The organism is Vibrio sp. DNB22_10_4 (genome assembly GCF_052879755.1).
The window spans coordinates 189,349-209,540 of sequence record NZ_JBNNXW010000005.1 but is presented as its reverse complement, the minus strand read 5'-3'; the positions used below and the strand labels follow the sequence as shown (position 1 = coordinate 209,540).

The window sequence follows — 20,192 nt, the reverse complement described above, 5'->3', positions numbered from 1 at the left end:
CATTTGTTGCCTAATTAATTCATTATTTTTAGGATGAGATGAATATGAAAAATTTATTTGAGCATGTCTTGCCGAACAGTGACGGCTATTTTGGGGAGTACGGTGGTAGCTTCATACCCGAGGCGCTAAATAAAATTATGAAAGACATTAACGATGAGTATCAAGTTTGTAGAAAAGATCCTGATTTTATTGAAGAACTTTCACGGCTTTATAAACACTTCGTTGGTCGACCAAGCCCTATATTTCATGCACAGAACCTTTCAAATAAATATGGTGTTGATATTTATTTGAAAAGGGAGGATCTCAATCATACTGGTGCTCATAAAATAAACCATTGTCTAGGTGAAGCGTTATTAGCCAAAAAAATGGGTAAGACGAAGATAATAGCAGAAACTGGTGCCGGTCAACACGGTGTTGCTTTAGCTACAGCAGCCGCTCTCGTTGGGCTCGAATGTGACATATACATGGGAGAAGTTGATATAGCTAAGGAGCATCCAAATGTCGTTCGTATGCGAATATTAGGTGCAAATGTGATTCCTGCTACTCATGGTCGAAAAACCCTAAAAGAGGCGGTCGATGCAGCATTTGAAGGTTATCTAAAAGATCCAATTAATCAGTTGTATGCTATTGGTTCTGTAGTTGGCCCGCATCCATTTCCAATGATGGTACGTGACTTTCAATCTATTATAGGGACTGAAGCGAAAGTTCAATTCCAAGAGATGACAGGTAACTTACCTGACAACCTTATTGCATGTGTCGGTGGTGGTTCAAATGCAATAGGTTTATTTACAGCATTCTTAGAAGATAAAGAAGTTACAATTCACGGTGTAGAACCCGCTGGACGCACATTGGAGGAAGAGGGAGAGCATGCTGCTACCCTGACTCTTGGTGAACCAGGGATCATGCATGGTTTTAAATCATACATGCTCAAAGATAGTAAGGGCGAACCACAAGAAGTATACTCTGTCGCTAGCGGGTTAGACTATCCTTCTGTCGGACCTCAGCATAGTTATCTAAAAGATGTTGGACGTGCAAGTTATGGTACTGTTAATGACCAAGAAGCTATAGATGCATTCTTTGAACTTTCTCGTGCTGAGGGTATCATTCCTGCTATTGAGTCATCTCATGCTGTAGCTTATGCTTTCAAATTGGCAAAGCAAGGCTTGGAAGGGAGTATTTTAATTAACCTCTCTGGTCGAGGTGATAAAGACATAGACTTTGTAGTAGAAAATTACGGTTCCCAATATGGTATTGAATCTTTACTATAGAAATATGCAAAAAGTCGGTGTGATTTTTACCGACTTAAGTAATGTAATTATATTATAGATTGTAGTCAGACCTTTTATAATTAAAAATTAATGCGTGGGTAGATTAAAACTCTACCCTCTAAATCCTCTTGTTTTGTTTGCGAATTAACTCCTCAATATGCTTCGAAAGTAAAATGTAATTAATAATTCATATGTATGTCGATAAATATTTCGTCCTTTCTGATCTGTATCACCAGCTTTGTAGTATTCGTATTTTTTTGATTTAATTATAGCGCTGAGTAGACTTCCAGGTATGGTAAAATAACGATGGTTCATTGGTTTTTAGGTACATTAGTGTAAATTGCCTTGTCAAGGTGTTATGACATATTAGGTATATCACAGTTTCAATCTTTATTGATTCCATTGTTTTGATAGTTAAGATGATGCCCCTAAAGTTCAGCGACTTAGCTGAGTGCAGCTTAGGTTTGGGGTGTACCATCAAATTAGTGTGTTTAGGAATTCTCTTGAATGTTTGAGTCATCAAGCGATTTTGTTGCTAATTCTTGATCAAACTTTGTAATTAGCACTTTATGGATTAGCTAAAACGTAACTTTTTTATCAGAGTTTATTCTTTACCGACATCTAGGTGTCTAAAATTTTTCCTGCTTGTACCTGAATTCGTAGAGTTTAGTAACAGGTCAGTTTTTATCTTCCACTATTACTATTCACTCACCCACCACAACATACTCACTACCACGGTTATCCGAATACCTATCCGTCGTTCGCCGGTCTTTGTGACCAAGTAGTTTTTGGGTATCGACGCCTGCCTTGTGGTAGGTACGCTCGGCCAATGATCGTAGTTCATGAAAAGTAGGAGGGGTGCCCTCCCATTTAAGGTTGGCTTTGTCTCGAGCTTCGGCAAACCTGCGAGTCACAGTGTTGACGTTGACCTTGTCACCTGGTTTGGCGCTGTGTACCCGCGCTATATTGTGTACGAGATAACGCGACACTATATCCGTCTTTCGACACATTCCTATGATGTCTGCCAGCGTCATGTCGAGAATTGGATTGCGAAGGGTGAGGGGGAAGGCGAGTTTTGTTTTCTGCCCAGATTTACTTGTGGCAACGTAGAGTAGACCGTCTTCAATGTCCGAGAACTTGAGGTTACAAATGTCCTCTCGACGCAGTCCTGTCGTCAAAGCGAGAAGGGCGGCGTGATAACAATAGACATGAGGTGATTCTTTCAATACGCGGTCGATTTGCTCCCAGTGAGATACGGTTAGACGTGAACGGCGAACATTCGTTTTTGGGGGCTTGGTCGCTAAGGCAGGATTATAGCCAGCCTCAACCTCACCAGCATGTTGAGCCTCTTTGAATACATCAATCCAAATAGACCTCAGAACTTGAGCCATTCGTGTTTTGCCTTCCCGTTTGTACTCATCAATGATGATTGCGAGAGTCTTTGTATCAAGCTCCCTGATAGCAACATGCTTACATCTGTCATTTAGGACTTTGATGCCACTTCTCCGTGTTTTGAAGGTAGCATCAACGATTTCACCAGTCTCAAGTCTTTCGGCTTGAATCTCCATGTATCGCTCACACCATTCACCAGTACTGATCCCCATTCGTTTTTTCTTGGCAGGATTAGCGTTGAAAATGTGGTGATATTGCTCGACTAACTGGGCAGCGATGAGTCGATTAAGCTCTGTTGCAACCTTAATCGCTGTTGTTCTGTCGGTTCCTAATCCATGGAATCTACCGGTTCGAGTATCTCGGTATTGGTAGTACGCCTTGCCATTTCGCCTATCAAATTTCTGATAGAGATTGGGGACGTTTAGATTGTGTGCCTTAGGTCTAGCTGCCATGGCGGAAAATCCTAGCGACGACAGGGTCGGTGATTTCTATGGAGTCTGTTGAGCAAAGGCCGACAAATACCGCTTTTTCATCGCACATCCATTTTCCGCCGAACTTGACCGGAGCAGGGTGTATCTGTTTTGTTTTTGCGTAGCTCGCCAACGTACTCGCACTTGGGGCAAAGCCAAACTCTTGGATTGCCCATTCCCGAATCGTAATATGCATAGTTCACTCCTGACCTTAGTTGTTGCCTGAGTCAGCCAATCGCCTTGCTGTAACCGACCATCATACCTTTGGGTTGAACCCAAAAAGTCCGTTTACCTACTTTTTCTAGATTAGCGAGGCCGAAATGGTGGCAATGGGATTAAGCAGCCAAAAACGAGTGCACAAAAATTTTTTGGGGTAGGCCATCGGAGAAATATCGAAGAAGCAAAGTACGTTTTGTTCAGATAACTTTCTTGCTCTGAACTGCGGCTTTAATCACCACTCGATACACATCAGGAAATGAGAAAACAGCGAGAAAACACAAAGTGCAGTTAGCGACAAGATCAGCGTTGATTTCTCTTTATTGGGTGGAAAGTGGGGGGCAAATTTGTGAGTATTTAGAAAAACTACTTTAAAACAACATCTTACGAAAATTGATTGTTGCTAATTACAAGTGAAATTCCTTTATTGGGTGGAGAGCCCTCTTTTAACCAAGGGAAAATTCGGCAGAAAAACAAAGAGTACAATGAAAACAACGCATTACGTTAATGGTTTAATCATGAAAAGTATCATGTTTCGCTTTATTGGGTGGAAGGCGTATTTTGACGTTGGCACAAAAGCAGGAGAAAAACAGAATATCTAAGTAAATCATAGGATTGCAGGGGTGAGTAAAAAGCAAAAATAGTCTGTTTTGGGTAATTGGGTGGAAAGCCTACAAAATCCGAAATTTTGCTTATTGGGTGGAGACCCTCCCCACTTTCCACCCAAAATTTATTCTGGGGGGAATTTCACTGACAAAAAATCCCATATCCAGCGCGACTCTCGCAGAGAAAGTATCTCCATTGACGCCTATCGTAGCCGCTTAAATCGTACAACTTGGCCATAGCGGCCTTGAGCGACGGACAGGGTTAGCAAGCGTGTAAAACAAACTATGAAACCGCCAATTTGCTGGGCAAGGTCGCGAGGCGCTCTTGATACTGCAAACATGGCCAACGCGGCCTTGAGCGCGCTCTAAGTTTACTTTTGGGGATGAATAACTGTGCAAAGCGCAGGCCTTAATCTTGAGTACGGCCAGCGCGATTATCACTGCTGATAAGGTTCACGTGAGGCTCAAGACATCTCCCTTTTCTGGAATTGCTCTAAAGAACTTGCACTGGCAGGGCATCCTCACATGCCTGAAGAAAACTCACTAAATGGAATTAACAGTTGTCATTTGGGCTGCTTAATCCGATTTCCATAGCTCCTCCAGTGCTTTACTAGAACAAGGAAACACAGGAGGGAACTATGAATAAGTCAGCGAATAGCAACTTTCCAGTTCTGAGTTTGGAACCAGTGGCCGAGTTAAGATCAACTATCGAGTAGGAGCAGGAAAGAGTGGTAGAGTTTATCTGTGAAGGCATAGAAGCCTTTTACACTGAGCAGCAACACAACGAAAACGAGCGATTATCGTACATTCGCCTAAAAGGTTACGTAAGAGCAAAAAACTTTGGACAAGTTGCAGTCTACTTTACGTCGACTCGACGCAACAAACATGACCTTGATGTGATGAACTACAGACTTCGATATAGGGACTAATCGCGAACGGAGGATGGTCAAAGAAGGGACAGGCAGAGTATATCAAAGGCTTATTCGTATGCAGCTAGGAGGCGATCTTGTGACATTCGTAAAGGACGACATACGCAAGACGAAGCAGGTTTCTATGGCGACAAAACTCTGCTGCGTCATATGAAGGAGTTGGAGTTTCATCAATTTCTCGTCAATGAGGTTGACGTTCATCTTCAGAACTACTATCAACTGTGCAAACTATACCAGACCATTTATGCCGATGAGCGGTGATTTATCGAATCTGAGCTTAAGAATCGATTTCAAGTAGCAATTCCTGCTCACTGCAAAAACAATGTTGATGAACTTCGAGCGTTTCGCTCAGCAGTACTTAGCTGCTTAGGTCTGGAGATAGTCATTAATTAAGGAGTTGAATCACAGAGGATGGTTTAGTCCTTTGGGCGTCAACTGCTTTCTTAGTTGTTCATCCGATGCTGCAAGATGTGGTGTGACGCCATCAATCGGTTTGACAAAGAAATAGACTTTCTGATCGGCATCGAGGATAGCTGATACGTTTAGGTTAATGCGCTTGATGATCCCATCTTTATCAGCATAAGCACCATACGTGGGAAAGATACTGAAGTGGCCTTTAGCGAGCTTGTAGTCCAATAGTTTCGAACTTCCGAAACCTGGCGCAAATGTCGAACTGTATTTAACAGGTATCACTTCACTACTTGCAATTTCCCTCCGTAACTCATTGGTAAACAAGCTTGTTTTAACTTTTTCATATTGTTGGTACTGGACATCTGAAACAACAATATCGACACCTACAATAGAAAAAGCCATATCTTCATAATGAAAAGCATTCATTACATCCTTCTTGTGGACTTTATAGCCCTTCATCAAAACTATACCTTGCTTATGTATTATTGGTTCATTCTCAACTTCGCAATTACACTCAGAGGCAATTCGATCTAATTGTATTTGAGTAATTGGATTGTTCTCAAAGCTAAGGTTAAGCAAGTAAGCTTGAACTTCACTGTCTGATGCAGAACTCCATTTTGATGAATCTAGATAAGCTACATTACTGCCATACTGTAAACCGCACTTATTGTCGGCGACCAAAGCATTGTTAAGCCCAAGGAGTAAACCACCACTAGAAGTTAGCACGCCAAGCCCAACACTTCCGGCGTAACCAAGTGAACTGACATCATTAATGGCACTCTCAGGAACGTTACGATCTTCAAAACATCTACCAGCTTTGATTGACTTCACTACCTGCAATGGGAGCGAATCATCCTGCTGAATAACATAGTCAGTGTTCGTACAAGCGGTGAGTAGGGCGATACACACTACAGAAGCGAAACGAAGCATAGCTCTTTCCTCAATTTTTACTGAAAGCAGTGATAATGATTATCTGCAATTATAGTGCATAGTTGCATATTGTGATTGATTTTCTGGATACCAGCTCGCTACCATCTCATGTCCGGCTATATTTAAACCTTACTTCCCACATGGTTATTGTTGTTGCATATGGTGAGCTATAGTTTGTTGGCCTAGTTGGATTTTAGTTGTGTGTACTGAGGCTAAGTTATCTTGTTCAGGCCATGGAGGGTAAGTAATGAATGAATACATTGTGTTAGAGAAAGAAAGCACAGCTGTTGCTATAAATATCATACAAGACGATGCTGGCCACGAAATTAGAAGGCTACAGCGCGATGGCTTTGTTATCGTGTGCGAAAGTATTAAAGCATATACTTGCGAGCTAGCATTAAAATTATGGAAGAGAGAGAAAAAGGTTAAGGAGGAGCAGGAGCTAGCCAAAATAAAATGCGAAAAACCGGTGCTAAGCTGGCAAGCACTAAAGAACTTTGGTGGAAGCTGTCATAGCACTTACAGAACAAAGATACCCGGAGGCTGGCTCGTTTCAATTCATGCTAGCTTCGATAGTGGGTTAAGTTGTGGTGTAACCTTCGTGCCAGATCCAGAGCATTTGTGGGATGGAAGCTCTATGCCCAATTCAAAAGTATAGCTTTGAGACTTACTTGAGGGTGGTTACGGCTAACTCAAGGAAACGCTGTTAACCAGTGAGCGGCCAGTGCACAGTTTTAAATACGTGAAGTTAACTTGTTGATTGTTTTCATCCACTCTTCGTTTTTATATAGAGTAGTGACCATGATTGTTCATTGGGCGACTGCTTGATTGCCCTTGTTTAATCTGGATTATTCAGCCCCGCTTCAGCAACATGCTTGTTTCAGTTACTTATCAAGTAGACCGTCCAAAAAGGTGTACCTTTTTGGACTTCCGCAAAATGGCCAAATGGTAAGGTAATCAATGTACGTTAAGTCGGCAAAATGTTTGCCGTACATGTCTTCATTTTTGCTGGGACTTATTGGACAGTGTCGAGGAGGGGATATGTTGATTGGTTACGCTCGTGTTAGTAGCGATGAACAAGATTTGGGGATTCAGGTTGAGCAACTGACTCGTATCGGTTGTGAAAAAATCTATCAAGATAAAGCCAGTGGTAAGAGCGTGGAGCGTCAGGGGTTAAAGCAGCTTCTTGAGTTTGCCAGGGAAGGGGACATTGTGCATGTCACTAAGGTTGACCGGATTGCCAGAAATACAATCGATGCGCTTGGCGTCGCCGACCAATTGAGCGCGCGGGGCGCAGGGCTCATTTGTCATGACTTGGGTGACCTAGATATAAACAGTGACGTGGGGCGCGTTATCTATACCACAATCGGCGCATTTGCAGAGATGGAGCGCTCAAGAATACTGCAGCGATGCAATGAAGGGAGAGAACGAGCTAAACAGCAAGGAAAGCACCTTGGGCGTCATCCTGATTTGGCATTACATGAACGCATAAGGAAGCTAGCTAACAGTGGGTGGAATAAGCATGCTATTAGCCGTGAACTCGCGTGTAGCCGTTCTACGGTTTATAAGGTGCTTTCTGGAGGAGCATAGAGTTTGATGTGGTTATCAGGCTCTGGTAGCGATTGTGAGGCTTTTACGTCTGACTGCTAGAGTGTCGTGACACGTTTGTGCCCCTTTATCAGTTAGGGCAAAAGCTCATTCATATGTTATTCATCTACTTTTAACTTACTTAACCTAATTGTACTGCGTAAGCAGCATTCTACCCTCCACATACACAAGCCATAATCACATAACAAGCTAATAGTGCTTGAGTTGCATAATAGATACGAGCAAGATAGACCGAAAGCAAAGGCGGAAAAACTCCGTCTGAAAAGCGTTAGCTTATTCCCAAACCTAATATTTAAATCGGAGATAGAAAAATGAACTTAGAGGTTATCAACCACCTAATTGATAATGAGCATTATATTATGGAAAAAGCTGCTGACTGTGGTTTGGATGGCAGTATTAGCTTAATTGTTGCTCAAATATTGAGAGATAATAATGGCGAGTTATCGTCAATTAAGGGCAAACAAATTTACCATTATGAAAACGTAATTCGCCCTTTGCTTGAAGAAGTTGTTTGTGAAGGGCCAATAGGTTTCGTAGAGGACGAAGATGGTAACTATGAATCATCATGTATCAATGGTGGTATTGTTGATGATGAATCTTTATACCAAGCATATTTAGAAGAAGATTTTAAGTGCCAAACTTGTCGCTATGATGCAGAAAAGATGCATTAATAATGCTAGCAAACACTTCAAGAGGGACAGCCAACGCATGGCACTTTCAGTTCAAATAGGCAATTTTGCTTACGGCTGTTATGGCTGAGTTCCGTGGTTGTCCGTCGTCTGCCTCTTAAGCGGACGTTATGTGATAAGGTAAATATGTCGTACAAGTTTGAAGATTGGCGAAATCGCTATTCAGAGCGTTCTGATTTATCAACTGGGCTGGTTCATTTAACACGAGCAACGGACAATGCGACTGTTGCTGAACTTATGTTTAAAATACTGACGGAACGTACATTAAAAGGTAGCTCCACTGAGCAAGGTTTTATCGTTGGCAAACACACCGCAGTTTGTTTTCAAGACGCACCTTTGAGTTCAGTTTGTCAGAACACTTGGTTTGAGCAAAAACTTAGGACAAGCGGTCATACGAACAAAACAAGATATCATCCTTGCGGTTTCATGTTCTCAAAGCAAAAGATTTATACGAGTGGTGGTCGTCCTGTGATTTACGACAAAACTGCTGAAGCCAAGAAATACTTACCAGAGTCAGAATGGTGGCGTATTGTTAACTTTGATCTTTCAAATCCAGACTTCATCATTGACTGGACGCATGAGCGTGAATGGAGAGTCAAAGGTGACTTTGAGTTTGACGTTGATGAAGTAACATTACTTTTTACCAAGAGTACAACTTATAAGGCTTTTATTGAACTCTGTGATAAAAATGACAGACCTTTCTATAAGGTAGTTGCTGGAGTTATAAATATGCAAAATATCTTGTTCTAGAAATTGTCCATACAAAGCATTTAAGAGTGATTCCTAACGCTTAGCATTCTCAGTTCAACGTTGGGTTGTGTGTTTACGGTGCAATGGATCAGGCATGGTGGTGCGTTGTTCACCTTAACGCAACGGAACTCCATATTAAAAGTAATTCATCAGTGATTAAATTAGTAAAGTCACTGGCAGGTTTTGCCCCATTATGAGTTACGACGGATTAACTACTCACTTCATCAAAGCGTCATGACTGCTTACTTTTCTTAATAATAGCGATTTCTCTACAGGTTCTAGGAACATCCTCATACCTTCCGACCAAATTAGGAGAGTTGGCGTTAAATACAACACAGCTCACACATTTAGGCTGAGGCATACACACTATTAAGCAACCGGATGAATTGGAGTTAATAAACAAGGTAAAATGAGTGACAACGTCAGGATTAGGCTATGAAAATGAAAAAAGTCAAACTGTTGTCAACATTTGTGAAGAGAACAGAGGGGGTTAAAATCCCTGTCGAGGTCGACATTGATTCCTCAGACATAAAGGATAATGAAGACTATCAAGTATTGCTATCAAGTATCAACAGCCTGTTGGATTTTGACAATTTGATCGTTCTTGCTGGCTCGGGGACGTCGTTAACTTTTACTGATATAGCACCAAGCATGGGGCAATTGTGGAACAAATGTAAAGAACAGGATCCAGCTCTGTTTGAAAGTACGCTTGATGCAGTGAGGTTCGATAGAAATCAAACCAAAAAAGATGAAAAAACAGGTAAGCCATGGAATGACATTGAGCTGTTACTGTCTTTATGTGACCAATATATCGCATTATTCCCCGATGAAACAGGAACGAGTGAGATTAAGTCTTTCTTAGAGCAATCAAAGAAAACTATTTTAGATGAAACAAACTTTACTGATTCAATTGAGTCGAACGATTGGGCTTCGCACGATAAATTTATTAGGACTTTGGGGAGAAGAAGCCCTAAACAACAACGGTTAAAATTATTCACAACGAACTACGACTTAGCTTTCGAGCATGCTGCTGGTAATAATGGCTTCGTTGTTATCGATGGCTTTGACTTTTCATCTCCCAGTTATTTCAACCCAGCATGGTATCGCTATGATATTGTTGACCGAAGTGTAATCACCAACAACTCTGGCTCATATATCCCAAACGTCATTCACCTGTATAAGATGCATGGCTCCGTAAATTGGACGCGTGAGCGAGGTAGAGTGAAAAAGGTTGACTATAAAGCAACCATTGATGAGCCTGTTTTCATCTACCCAAGTAGCTCTAAATATCAAACTTCATATGATTCTCCGTATTTAGATATGATGTCATCGTTTTTGAATAGCATTCAGCAACCTAAAACTGCATTGCTCTGCTTAGGTTTTGGGTTCAATGATAAACACATAAACAATGCCGTTACTATGGCTCTAAGAACCAATGCTGAATTTAATATACTAATCGCCACTAAAGACCCATTTAATAAGCAGGGTTCTTTTAATGGAGAGATCAGAGATTTGTTGACCTCAGCTATCAATCAGGGTGATCGAAGAATTGCGATTATTGATGCCACTTTTGAGCAGTTTAGTAACTTATTGCTAGAACGTAGGAAAGAGACTCCTGAAGAAAAGCTCTTCAAAACTTTTGAATCATTGGCTCAGAACATAACCAAGAATAAAGGCGAAGATGATGAGTTCTAGCACGTGGTTTTCACCTTATGATCCTAGTCGAAGAGTCGGCAGTGTAATCAATGTATCCCCTTCAGAGATCAAAGCGAACCTCTCGGACGCTGGTTCAGGAGAAGCAAAGTGGCATTTAGGGGATCGTATTCCAGCAGGAGAAGTCAATGAGTTTATGTTTATTGATTGTGGGCAAACAGCAGTTTTGGGACGGTTAGTTCACGTTTGGTTGGATGGAGCAGAGAGACTATCTGTAGATGCTATATCTATGGATAATGGACTGAATAATCCTATCGGTATTATCCAGTTGCTAACAAGTATTGACCCTGCTTCCGGCGTGATATTTCGAGGAATCAAAAGTCATCCAAGATTGGGTAGTCAAATTTACTCAGCACATCCGAAGCTAATATCTACTCTAGCGGAAGGAGATTCCAATGATGACGAAATTAAGCTTGATATAGCGGAACTGCCTTATGACTCAACTGTAAATATTACAGTGACTCCAGATAAGCTTTTCGCAAGGCATTGTGCAGTGTTAGGTGCCACTGGTGGCGGTAAAAGCTATTCAATTTCCAGACTGATGCAAGAAGTATAGCAGAACGGAGGGAAAGCTCTATTACTAGATCCTACAGGTGAATATGCTGATTTAGATTGTGAAACCTACTATGTAGGTGACCACGAAAAGGCAAATTCCGAAAATTCCGTTATTTTTCCTCATTGGAAGCTACCTGAATCTGATATCTTTGCTTTTTTACGACCATCAGCACAAACGCAGTCACCTAAGCTAAGTTCGGCCATTTTAAGTCAACGAATTGTCCGTAGATACTATGGGAATTATGGTGAAATTAAAGTAAACGAAAATCATATATTAGTTAAATCAAATCAAAAAAAAGAACCAGTCAACAAAGCATTGAACTTTATTGAAAAGGATCTAAATTCAAAAAGGTGGTGCTTCAAGCATCTAGCAGAACAAATTGTACAAGAGTGTGTTTGGCCGACAGGAAAAAAACCTGGCTCTTATCCACAGGAAATTGATGAATCAATATGGGGTGCAGCTTCAGATGGCGAGCTTGGATACTGCATGAGCCTTATATCGAGGATAAAGTCTTATTCAGAGAATCAGCACTTAAAGTGGCTAATTGATCCCCCAGACGGAAAAGATATCCCTACTCTTCTCGATGAGTTTAGCGCATCACGTTCAAACAAAAGAACTCTGAGGCTAGATTTGTCAGCGGTACCTTTCGAAGCAAATGGGCGTGAGATATTAGTTAATGCTATCGGACGAAAGCTAATGGACTTGGCGAGGAATGGGAGCATTAACCACCGTAATCCGCTTTTAGTATTTATCGATGAAGCGCATCAGTTTCTTAATAAAACAATTGGTGATGAGGCAAGCGCGATAAATTTAGACTCGTTTGGGAATATAGCTAAAGAAGGGCGTAAATATGGTCTGAATGTGGTTATTGCGACGCAACGTCCGAGAGATATACCTGAAGATGTACTAAGCCAGATTGGCTCTTTGATTGTCCACAGACTGACTAATTACCATGATCAAGAAGTTGTAAAAAGAGCTGTGGGTACAATGGATCAACGCTCTGCTTCGTTTCTACCAACACTTAGTCAAGGCGAAGCATTACTACTTGGAATTGACTTCCCATTCCCGATGACTGTTAAAATGAAGAAGCCTAAAATCAAACCGACATCGAAGAGTGCCGAATATTCAATAGCTTGGAAGCAAGAGTACAAGGTTATAAGGAGTCCAATTGTCGATTACCTTGATATTCCAAATGACTTGATACACGATTTCGAGGCTCTAGATATTGAGTATCTTAGTGATGAGGGTTCTAGTGGAGGTATGACTTATAGTTATTACTTCGAAATACCATCTGATACTAGCGAAGAACTACAAAAGGTTATGGGCTGGTCAATAGGTGAATTTGTTCGTGACATACCAGAGCACATTTTAGACAATCAGACTACCGAATAGCACGTTAGATATGGAGTGCTTTTCATTCTTGTAGTTAGTTTCACTTACTTTGACTAATAGTACTTTAATGAGCTGGAGTATCGACTCTAGCTCATTTCTGTCCAAAAACGTGTTTGAGCACAACAGTTTCAGCAATTAACATTAATACGAGATTTACTGTGCACTATAGCCGATGACTAGTTTTGCGATCTTTGATAGCGCACGTTCGTTCCCTGACAGCATGTAATCCATTGCTGAAGCACCCGACAAACTGGGGTGATTATTAGCCTTGCGCACCCAATCATATATCGTGTCATCGCTACTAAAGGTCTGCCGTAATGCTTTGTGAATATTCAGGATATGGCTGATTCTCTCTAGTGTAGAGTCACTCACCTCTTCTCTGTCTTCTCGATCATGCTGCAAACCTAACAACGTAGCTTTCTCGCTATCACTGCATTGCCACTTATCCAGAATACGCAGAGCAGCTTGAAGCGTTGTTATGCGCTGCTCAGAAGTAATATCAACCCCTACTTGCATCGTCAAACTCCCTTTACCCAGTACACCTCTAGTATTCACAGTCCTAGGCGCAACATCAACCTAGGCGTTTAAATTTTAAACAGAAAACTTGACTTAAAGAGAGACGGATGTAAAACTCAGAGTCAGTCAGGTGACTATCCCAAACGTTTTAAGATTTGCAGTTAAAGATACAAATTATCCTGATAAAACAAAGGCTTATAAAGATTTAGCTCCGAGCGATTGGGTTCAAATCCCTATCTCTCCGCCACATTAAAGAAAAAAACCGCTGTTTTTACAGCGGTTTTTTCGTATCTAGAACCTCAAAAACCATCTTGCACAGAAAGGTAGCACAGATGTACTTATTGAGACTTCCAAACAGCGTGTACTACACACGCATCGCCACCCCACTTTCACTGCGTAGCAGTGGCTATCCCAAAGAGTTTAAGTTTTCCTTACTTACCCGTGAACGTAAGGTTGCTTACCTGCGGAACATTGAACAAGTTCAATTGCTCCATGCTTTGTTTGATAAAGCAAAAATAGCGGGTCTATCATTCTCGACGTTTAAGGCTGAGCTATCAGAATCCATAGATAAACTGCGTCAAGCCTACGACAAGCAACCAGAAACAACGATAGCTCCCCTCTAAGCGGCAAGCCAACAAAATCAGTACCTAAGATAGGTGAAGCGCAACTGGCTCAATTTATTGAATCTAAACAGCTAGAAAGTGTTACAGCCTTAACGGTGAAGCAGTTAAACCAGCGGTGTAAGGACTTCTTAGCCTATCTAGCAGATCAAGGCGCTGATACGCCTAGTAATGGTCATGCGATGACATACCGAGATGTCCTGATACAGCGTGGCTTGAGTCATAAGAGCTTAAAAGACTACCTTGCTGCAAATCGGCAGTTTTTCAATTGGTGCGTGGCAAAAGAGTTTATCAAAACCAACCCATTTGCTGTGGTCAAAATACCCAAAAAAGGTAAGAGTACATCTCGTGCCCGTTGGAAAGCACCTGAGCTAAAGGCGCTGTTCGCAAGCAAGGCTTATCAAGCCAAAGGCGAGCAGTTTGATTGGATAACCAAGATACAGATGTATCAAGGCTGTCGCCCTTCTGAGGCGTGTCAGCTTCGTCTTGAAGACATTCGATTAGGTGATAATCCGAGCATCCATTTTTCTGATGCAGAGGAGAAACAGCACCTAAAAAATGCATCATTAAATCGTATTGTACCAATACATAAAGTGCTAATTAAGTTAGGACTTCTAGAGTACGCCGCACAGCGTCGCCAACAAGGTGCTACTCAACTTTTCGATTTAACCCCTCGTGGGGATGATCTCGACTGGTCAAATGATTATCGAGATGCTCTCGGTCATGTCCTGGATAAGTGTGGATTCAAAGCTGGCGATCGTGCTACTGCGTATTCATTCCGCCATACGTTTATCGATGAACTTCAAAAGGTGGGTGTGCAGGAGCATGTGGTTGCGCAGATTGTCGGGCACAAACATCAATCAATGACGTATGGACACTATGCCAAGAACCTCGACCTCAAGATTTTGCGTGAAGCTGTGAATCGATTTGATGTCAGCGCAATTTAATTCAGTTCCCAATGGCAGTTGTACTGCCATTGGTGGCACTTTCAGTGCCAATGCCATCACCTTTAAAAAGTGTGATGGTAGAGCAACCCGCTGCGCTTGCGTCACACATTTTGTTCCAAAAAGATGAACGCAAGCTGCGGGCAAGAGAAGTCTCTCTTGACTCTCTTCCATGCAAGCCACTCTGGTTTGCATGAACTATCGAGTGCTGAACCTCGGAAATGCCCCATTCTACGTTTCGGCAGCTAGCTATCATAGAATGCAACCGCCAATCTTGACCTTCTTGTTCTTATGTCTAGAGCTCTAACTATGTGACCAAATCTGCTAATCCACTACAATACGATGCTGTTCAGAGTGAGGGAAGAGCGTTATATTAGATTATCTCTCTATCGAGTAAGTAAACTCTTTGGTAACCGTGGTGTATACCTCTGCCTTTTACGTGAAAAGTCGCTATATTCTGAACAGATATGTTCTCTTTATTATTTAACGATGGAGCATAAAACATGGATTTTAATCAGGTTCGCTACTTTCTAGTGTTGGCCGAAACGTTGAACTTTACGCGTGCTGCTGAGCAATGTTATGTATCTCAACCAGCACTCACCCAAGCCATCAAACGTCTAGAACATGAACTGGGCGGAAAACTTTTTAACAGAGGGGGACAAAAGGTCACCATAACAAATTTAGGGGCAATGCTACGTATACACTTTCAGCAAATAGATAATTCGAAAAGGTTAGTTAATGCGACCTCAAAGGCTGTGGCTTCTGGAGAAATTGATAAGCTAAATATTGGTATTATGTGCACAATTGGCCCAAGAGTACTTGCTCGCTTACTCAAAACATTTCAGTCACAGTTCCCCATGGTTTCGTTCGTTATTTTTGATGTAAGACCTGAGGAAATTCCAAATTTATTACTCACTGGTGAACTTAATGGTGCATTCTGTGCCCATCACCTAACATCACACCCTCAGTTACGTTATATCGATTTATTTGAAGAGCCAATGGTTGTCGCCTTCCCAGCGGACCATGAATTTTCAACGATGAATGCGGTGCCTCTTAGAGCGATTGCAGAGCAACCTTATATTGACAGGACTCATTGCGAATTCAGACAAAGTTTTATGGATTATTGTGCAGATCAAACGATTCAACTTGATGTTGCATACAGTAGTCAACGCGAAGATTGGATCCAGAGTCTTGTCCGTGATGGTATGGGGGTGACTGTAATCCCTCGTTTTTCACTTCTATCTCCCGAACTTGATCATAGAAGGATCATCGAACCAAAATTGACGCGCCGAGTAGCGTTTTCTCTTTCTACTCAACAAACCATCCCCCCTGCAATGGATATGTTTATCAAACTGCTCGAGAATTATGATTGGGATTCTGAAATTTATCACTAGACAATTTTATGATTCAAATAGCTATTTATCAGCCACTATAACTATTACTTATAGGTAGAAAACAACTCCCTATTAACACTATTGCAATGCATCCCCTACGCTTTTACTGACAAATCAAAGAGAGTAGGAAGTTCGCAATGGAATTCAAAGTCAAAAAAGCTGTTTTAACAACCCTTGCAGTTACGGGCACGTTTACGGCCATGATGTTCTCGGCAAGTTCATCCGCAGATGAATATTTCAGCATTAGTAACGACGAGCTTAAACGTCCAATGGGTTACCGAGAGTGGGTTTACGTCGGAACGCCTGTTACGCCAAATGACCTAAATAACGGTAAAGCGGCGTTTCCTGAGCACCATAATGTTTATATCGACCCCAAAAGTTGGGCCCACTGGAAAAAGAGCGGTAAGTTTCGTGACGGCACAATCCTGATTAAAGAGCTGGTTTCGGTTGGCAGCAAAGGCGCGGTGAGCGGCAATGGGTATTTCCAGGGCGAGTTTATCGGCTTAGAGGCCACCATCAAGAGTACAAAGCATTTTCCTAACGAACCAGGAAATTGGGCCTATTTCAGTTTCTCAACTAGCGACCATAAAACCCTAACGGAAACAGCAAAACCCTTTGCTGCAGCCTCTTGCAATGCTTGCCACGCCGCGTCGGCAGCGGATGATTTTGTATTCACACAGTATTACCCAGTGCTTCGCGCTGGCAAGGGAACGGGCAAAAAAGCCAGCGGTGGCCACAATTCTGACCTAAATAACAGCTATGTTGAACCCAAAGGTAAATAATCATGATGGATAGCAAAAGTATACGGGCAGCGACAATTGGCTTGGCCTCAGTTGCCATTACAACATTGATAGCGCCCAATGCAGTCGCTGAAACCACTCAATTTTCACCCCATGTAGATGGCAAGGGTAATATCAGCTTCCCAAGCAACTTTCGAACATCGATGGCGCACTTAGGCTCATGGTATGTGCCTGATGGTGGTGCCAGTGGCTTTCACGATGTGTATACCGAAAAGTCATCCATCGAGGCGTTTCGCCGAACAGGCCAGTTTCCTGATGGTGCCACCCTCGTTAAAGAGTTAAGGGCATCAAACAAAGCCAACTACACAACAGGTCAAGGGGTGAGCCATTCAACAAAAGAGCTCAAACAATGGTTCGTGATGGTCAAAGACAGTAAGGGGCGATTTTCAGATAACCCAATATGGGGCGATGGATGGGGTTGGGCTTTGTTCAAACCAGAAAACAGAGTAGAAAACGTTGCGGCCGACTATAAAACCGATTGTTTAGGCTGCCATGTTCCCGCCAAAGGAAATGACTGGATCTATACCGAAGCTTATCCAATGCTTTTAGAGTCAGATTAATACCTCTGTAAACAAAGTTTAGATGTGCACCTGTGCTCCTAGCCCTGTTTGCATCAGGAAAAACATAACAAATTATGAAATCAATTTTTGGAGAAAGTTATGAAAATGAATCACGTTGGCATCATGGTTGGCGATATGGACCAAGCGGTAGAGTTCTACACTAAAGCGCTGGGTCTTCGCGTTGTCATGAACAACACTAAAGTCATCGAAGAACGTAAATCAGCTATCGGTCGTATGTGTATTGCCGTATTTGGTGAGGGATTTAAAGGCTTCAACATTGCTCATCTAGTAACAACTGATGGTATCGGTGTAGAGATGTTCGAAATGGTTGACCGTGAAGAGCGTCATAACGTTGATTTTTCACGCTTGGGTATCTTCCACTTCTGTTTGCAACTCCCAAAAGAGCAGTTTGAATCAGCAATCAAACGTGTTGAAGAGTTTGGCGGTAAAGTTCGCATGGATATTCACCGTTATCACCCAGAAGATGAACTAAGGCAAGCGCAAATGGTTTACCTAGAAGACCCGTTTGGAAACTTATTTGAGTTCTACTCTCACTCTTACGAAGACACATACGCTTCTGATTACGACTAGGATGTATTAGCCATTGCTGAATTATAATTAATGCTCACGAGATACTTACGCTCCTGAGCATTTTTATTCTAGTACTTAAATAATATCGGAGCAGAAATCGGCAGCGCACCAACGGGATCCCTACGTCATTCCTGACACTACACGCCGTTAGGCGATAAGTAGCGTACAATGACTTATCGTGCGTTCTTTGAAAGGCTCCCCCATAGGCCCTTATAAATGTCCTACCATTTACATTAATGACGCTACGTCTAAACCTTGCACTGCAGAGGTAAACTTATGACAAACTACAAAAAATCAAACGAAGTGATTGACCAGCTCAGTAAAGAGCAATATCACGTAACCCAAGAAAATGGCACTGAACGACCCGGCACTGGTGAACACCTTCACAACACAGCCCCAGGCATCTATGTTGATATCGTATCAGGTGAGCCGCTGTTTGCGTCATCGGATAAGTACGAGTCAGGCTGTGGTTGGCCAAGTTTCACCAAACCCATCGAGCCGAAAAACATCACTGAATTGAAAGATCTAAGTCACGCGATGATCCGCACTGAGGTTCGCTCAAGCCATGGCGACAGCCACTTGGGGCATGTGTTCCCCGACGGGCCAACAAGCCAAGGCGGGCTGCGCTACTGCATCAACTCTGCATCGCTTCGCTTTGTGCATCGCGATGACATGGTCAATCAAGGATACGGTAATTACCTTGACCAAGTAGAGGAGATAGGCCAATGAGTATAGAGCGCGCCGTGTTAGCCGGAGGTTGTTTCTGGGGCATGCAAGAGTTGATACGTAAACGCCCTGGCGTCATCTCGACCCGAGTAGGTTACACCGGCGGGGATGTGGTTAACGCAACCTATCGACATCACGGTGATCACGCCGAAGGGATTGAGATACTATTCGATAACGATGTATTAAGTTTTCGCGCTGTGCTTGAACTGTTTTTTCAGATCCACGATCCCAGCACCAAAGATAGGCAAGGAAATGACCTAGGCCGCTCCTATCGCTCTGCCATCTATTACAGCTCTGAAGCGCAACTGTTTGTCGCCAAGCAAACCATCATTGATGTTGACGCATCTGGTTTATGGCCAGCAAAGGTAGTCACCGAAGTCGCACCCGTCGGCGATTTTTGGGAGGCAGAGCCCGAGCATCAAGATTACCTGCAAAAAGTACCTCACGGGTATACCTGCCACTTTCCAAGAGCAGATTGGGTGTTACCGCAGGCAAAATAAACTAACCTAGGAGTTACGATTGTGTCTATGGATAACACACAGAGCGATAATAAGTTAGCTAAGATTGGCTTGGGCGGTGGTTGTCATTGGTGCACCGAGGGCATTTTCGAGTCCCTCATCGGTATTCACGAGGTCCATCAAGGATGGATAACGTCCACTGGCCTCAACGCTGCCCCTTCTGAAGCCATTGTGGTCTCTTTCAACCCCTTGGTAATCTCCCTACACACCTTAATCGAAATTCACCTGTACACCCATGCCTCAACCGCCGACCACTCCATGCGCCCAAAATATCGGTCAGCTATCTACACTTATAACAATGCCCAGCAGCAAGATGCTCGCGCTGCAGTGGACTATCTACAAGCTGACTTTGATAAAACAATCATCACCCAAATCATTCCATTTTCTACCTTTAAACACAATAAGGATGAACTCAGCCATTACTTATACAGCGACCCGAACAAACCCTTTTGTAAGACTTACATTCACCCCAAATTAAGGTTGCTACTGAGCCGCTTTAAGGCCCAGGTTGACCAAGACAAACTTGCCTTTTTGAGCCGTGAAGAATAAAGATATTAACCACGCCTAACCGCTCGGTTGTATGTTAGGCCACAA

General features: G+C 42.5%; 22 protein-coding genes. 18 read left to right on the top strand and 4 right to left on the bottom strand.

Going from position 1 to position 20,192, the window contains the following annotated elements:
* Positions 1-44: 44 nt before the first annotated feature.
* Entirely contained in the window at positions 45-1,268 is a 1,224-nt protein-coding gene (gene trpB, locus ACVA6Q_RS14855) for a tryptophan synthase subunit beta (protein ID WP_446648031.1), read from the top strand.
* Positions 1,269-1,972: 704 nt separating this feature from the next.
* Here trpB and ACVA6Q_RS14850 read toward each other — a convergent pair.
* Together ACVA6Q_RS14850 and ACVA6Q_RS14845 are read right to left on the bottom strand one after the other, a co-directional pair.
* Positions 1,973-3,112, bottom strand: a complete 1,140-nt coding sequence (locus ACVA6Q_RS14850; RefSeq protein WP_446648030.1) for a phage integrase Arm DNA-binding domain-containing protein — start codon at positions 3,110-3,112, stop codon at positions 1,973-1,975.
* Positions 3,102-3,326, bottom strand: a complete 225-nt coding sequence (locus ACVA6Q_RS14845) for an excisionase (RefSeq protein WP_112478899.1) — start codon at positions 3,324-3,326, stop codon at positions 3,102-3,104. Before ACVA6Q_RS14845 ends, ACVA6Q_RS14850 begins: the two co-directional genes overlap by 11 nt.
* A gap of 1,353 nt (positions 3,327-4,679) precedes the next feature.
* On the opposite strand from ACVA6Q_RS14845, the gene ACVA6Q_RS14840 reads away from it, so the two are divergent.
* Positions 4,680-4,880: a hypothetical protein gene (locus ACVA6Q_RS14840; protein WP_446648029.1), complete on the top strand. Its 201-nt coding sequence runs from the start codon at positions 4,680-4,682 to the stop codon at positions 4,878-4,880.
* A 402-nt stretch (positions 4,881-5,282) separates the two neighbouring features.
* Here the strand turns inward: ACVA6Q_RS14840 and ACVA6Q_RS14835 are convergent, their stop codons facing one another.
* Positions 5,283-6,221: a hypothetical protein gene (locus ACVA6Q_RS14835; protein WP_446648028.1), complete on the bottom strand. Its 939-nt coding sequence runs from the start codon at positions 6,219-6,221 to the stop codon at positions 5,283-5,285.
* A gap of 247 nt (positions 6,222-6,468) precedes the next feature.
* Between ACVA6Q_RS14835 and ACVA6Q_RS14830 the strand changes: the two genes are divergently transcribed.
* The 7 genes from ACVA6Q_RS14830 to ACVA6Q_RS14800 all read left to right on the top strand — a co-directional run bounded on the left by ACVA6Q_RS14830 (position 6,469) and on the right by ACVA6Q_RS14800 (position 12,929).
* Complete coding sequence (locus ACVA6Q_RS14830; RefSeq protein ID WP_446648027.1) at positions 6,469-6,879, top strand: hypothetical protein; 411 nt, start codon at positions 6,469-6,471, stop codon at positions 6,877-6,879.
* Positions 6,880-7,262: 383 nt separating this feature from the next.
* Positions 7,263-7,811, top strand: a complete 549-nt coding sequence (locus tag ACVA6Q_RS14825; RefSeq protein WP_446648026.1) for a recombinase family protein — start codon at positions 7,263-7,265, stop codon at positions 7,809-7,811.
* A 329-nt stretch (positions 7,812-8,140) separates the two neighbouring features.
* Positions 8,141-8,500 carry a hypothetical protein gene (locus ACVA6Q_RS14820; protein ID WP_104211007.1) on the top strand — a complete coding sequence of 120 codons (360 nt, stop codon included), beginning with the start codon at positions 8,141-8,143 and terminating at the stop codon, positions 8,498-8,500.
* A gap of 144 nt (positions 8,501-8,644) precedes the next feature.
* On the top strand, positions 8,645-9,268 hold the full coding sequence (locus tag ACVA6Q_RS14815) for a hypothetical protein (protein ID WP_446648025.1): 624 nt from the start codon (positions 8,645-8,647) through the stop codon (positions 9,266-9,268).
* Positions 9,269-9,703: 435 nt separating this feature from the next.
* Positions 9,704-10,963, top strand: a complete 1,260-nt coding sequence (locus ACVA6Q_RS14810; RefSeq protein ID WP_446648024.1) for an SIR2 family protein — start codon at positions 9,704-9,706, stop codon at positions 10,961-10,963.
* Positions 10,953-11,537: a helicase HerA domain-containing protein gene (locus ACVA6Q_RS14805; RefSeq protein WP_446648023.1), complete on the top strand. Its 585-nt coding sequence runs from the start codon at positions 10,953-10,955 to the stop codon at positions 11,535-11,537. Before ACVA6Q_RS14810 ends, ACVA6Q_RS14805 begins: the two co-directional genes overlap by 11 nt.
* A gap of 315 nt (positions 11,538-11,852) precedes the next feature.
* Complete coding sequence (locus ACVA6Q_RS14800; RefSeq protein WP_446648022.1) at positions 11,853-12,929, top strand: ATP-binding protein; 1,077 nt, start codon at positions 11,853-11,855, stop codon at positions 12,927-12,929.
* A gap of 153 nt (positions 12,930-13,082) precedes the next feature.
* Here the strand turns inward: ACVA6Q_RS14800 and ACVA6Q_RS14795 are convergent, their stop codons facing one another.
* On the bottom strand, positions 13,083-13,445 hold the full coding sequence (locus ACVA6Q_RS14795) for a hypothetical protein (RefSeq protein ID WP_446648021.1): 363 nt from the start codon (positions 13,443-13,445) through the stop codon (positions 13,083-13,085).
* 332 nt (positions 13,446-13,777) lie between these two features.
* On the opposite strand from ACVA6Q_RS14795, the gene ACVA6Q_RS14790 reads away from it, so the two are divergent.
* From ACVA6Q_RS14790 to ACVA6Q_RS14750, 9 genes are all read left to right on the top strand, one after another.
* Entirely contained in the window at positions 13,778-14,068 is a 291-nt protein-coding gene (locus ACVA6Q_RS14790; RefSeq protein ID WP_446648020.1) for a DUF6538 domain-containing protein, read from the top strand.
* 95 nt (positions 14,069-14,163) lie between these two features.
* Positions 14,164-15,012 carry a tyrosine-type recombinase/integrase gene (locus ACVA6Q_RS14785; RefSeq protein WP_446648019.1) on the top strand — a complete coding sequence of 283 codons (849 nt, stop codon included), beginning with the start codon at positions 14,164-14,166 and terminating at the stop codon, positions 15,010-15,012.
* 500 nt (positions 15,013-15,512) lie between these two features.
* Positions 15,513-16,403, top strand: coding sequence for a LysR family transcriptional regulator (locus tag ACVA6Q_RS14780; RefSeq protein WP_446648018.1), 891 nt, complete (start codon positions 15,513-15,515; stop codon positions 16,401-16,403).
* A gap of 137 nt (positions 16,404-16,540) precedes the next feature.
* Positions 16,541-17,185 carry a cytochrome P460 family protein gene (locus ACVA6Q_RS14775; RefSeq protein ID WP_446648017.1) on the top strand — a complete coding sequence of 215 codons (645 nt, stop codon included), beginning with the start codon at positions 16,541-16,543 and terminating at the stop codon, positions 17,183-17,185.
* A 2-nt stretch (positions 17,186-17,187) separates the two neighbouring features.
* Entirely contained in the window at positions 17,188-17,763 is a 576-nt protein-coding gene (locus tag ACVA6Q_RS14770; protein ID WP_446648016.1) for a cytochrome P460 family protein, read from the top strand.
* A gap of 99 nt (positions 17,764-17,862) precedes the next feature.
* Entirely contained in the window at positions 17,863-18,354 is a 492-nt protein-coding gene (locus ACVA6Q_RS14765; protein WP_446648015.1) for a VOC family protein, read from the top strand.
* Between the two features lie 276 nt (positions 18,355-18,630).
* Positions 18,631-19,083, top strand: a complete 453-nt coding sequence (gene msrB, locus ACVA6Q_RS14760; RefSeq protein WP_446648014.1) for a peptide-methionine (R)-S-oxide reductase MsrB — start codon at positions 18,631-18,633, stop codon at positions 19,081-19,083.
* On the top strand, positions 19,080-19,580 hold the full coding sequence (gene msrA / locus ACVA6Q_RS14755) for a peptide-methionine (S)-S-oxide reductase MsrA (RefSeq protein ID WP_446648013.1): 501 nt from the start codon (positions 19,080-19,082) through the stop codon (positions 19,578-19,580). The genes msrB and msrA overlap by 4 nt, the downstream gene beginning before the upstream one ends.
* A gap of 27 nt (positions 19,581-19,607) precedes the next feature.
* Complete coding sequence (locus tag ACVA6Q_RS14750) at positions 19,608-20,147, top strand: peptide-methionine (S)-S-oxide reductase (RefSeq protein ID WP_446648012.1); 540 nt, start codon at positions 19,608-19,610, stop codon at positions 20,145-20,147.
* Positions 20,148-20,192 lie beyond the last annotated feature (45 nt).

Bases quoted from the DNA above. Each gene is read 5' to 3' on its own strand.
- trpB (WP_446648031.1), top strand. From the start codon at position 45: ATGAAAAATTTATTTGAGCATGTCTTGCCGAACAGTGACGGCTATTTT.
- ACVA6Q_RS14850 (WP_446648030.1), bottom strand. From the start codon at position 3,112: ATGGCAGCTAGACCTAAGGCACACAATCTAAACGTCCCCAATCTCTAT.
- ACVA6Q_RS14845 (WP_112478899.1), bottom strand. From the start codon at position 3,326: ATGCATATTACGATTCGGGAATGGGCAATCCAAGAGTTTGGCTTTGCC.
- ACVA6Q_RS14835 (WP_446648028.1), bottom strand. From the start codon at position 6,221: ATGCTTCGTTTCGCTTCTGTAGTGTGTATCGCCCTACTCACCGCTTGT.
- ACVA6Q_RS14830 (WP_446648027.1), top strand. From the start codon at position 6,469: ATGAATGAATACATTGTGTTAGAGAAAGAAAGCACAGCTGTTGCTATA.
- ACVA6Q_RS14825 (WP_446648026.1), top strand. From the start codon at position 7,263: ATGTTGATTGGTTACGCTCGTGTTAGTAGCGATGAACAAGATTTGGGG.
- ACVA6Q_RS14820 (WP_104211007.1), top strand. From the start codon at position 8,141: ATGAACTTAGAGGTTATCAACCACCTAATTGATAATGAGCATTATATT.
- ACVA6Q_RS14815 (WP_446648025.1), top strand. From the start codon at position 8,645: ATGTCGTACAAGTTTGAAGATTGGCGAAATCGCTATTCAGAGCGTTCT.
- ACVA6Q_RS14810 (WP_446648024.1), top strand. From the start codon at position 9,704: ATGAAAATGAAAAAAGTCAAACTGTTGTCAACATTTGTGAAGAGAACA.
- ACVA6Q_RS14805 (WP_446648023.1), top strand. From the start codon at position 10,953: ATGAGTTCTAGCACGTGGTTTTCACCTTATGATCCTAGTCGAAGAGTC.
- ACVA6Q_RS14795 (WP_446648021.1), bottom strand. From the start codon at position 13,445: ATGCAAGTAGGGGTTGATATTACTTCTGAGCAGCGCATAACAACGCTT.
- ACVA6Q_RS14790 (WP_446648020.1), top strand. From the start codon at position 13,778: ATGTACTTATTGAGACTTCCAAACAGCGTGTACTACACACGCATCGCC.
- ACVA6Q_RS14780 (WP_446648018.1), top strand. From the start codon at position 15,513: ATGGATTTTAATCAGGTTCGCTACTTTCTAGTGTTGGCCGAAACGTTG.
- ACVA6Q_RS14775 (WP_446648017.1), top strand. From the start codon at position 16,541: ATGGAATTCAAAGTCAAAAAAGCTGTTTTAACAACCCTTGCAGTTACG.
- ACVA6Q_RS14770 (WP_446648016.1), top strand. From the start codon at position 17,188: ATGATGGATAGCAAAAGTATACGGGCAGCGACAATTGGCTTGGCCTCA.
- ACVA6Q_RS14765 (WP_446648015.1), top strand. From the start codon at position 17,863: ATGAAAATGAATCACGTTGGCATCATGGTTGGCGATATGGACCAAGCG.
- msrB (WP_446648014.1), top strand. From the start codon at position 18,631: ATGACAAACTACAAAAAATCAAACGAAGTGATTGACCAGCTCAGTAAA.
- msrA (WP_446648013.1), top strand. From the start codon at position 19,080: ATGAGTATAGAGCGCGCCGTGTTAGCCGGAGGTTGTTTCTGGGGCATG.
- ACVA6Q_RS14750 (WP_446648012.1), top strand. From the start codon at position 19,608: ATGGATAACACACAGAGCGATAATAAGTTAGCTAAGATTGGCTTGGGC.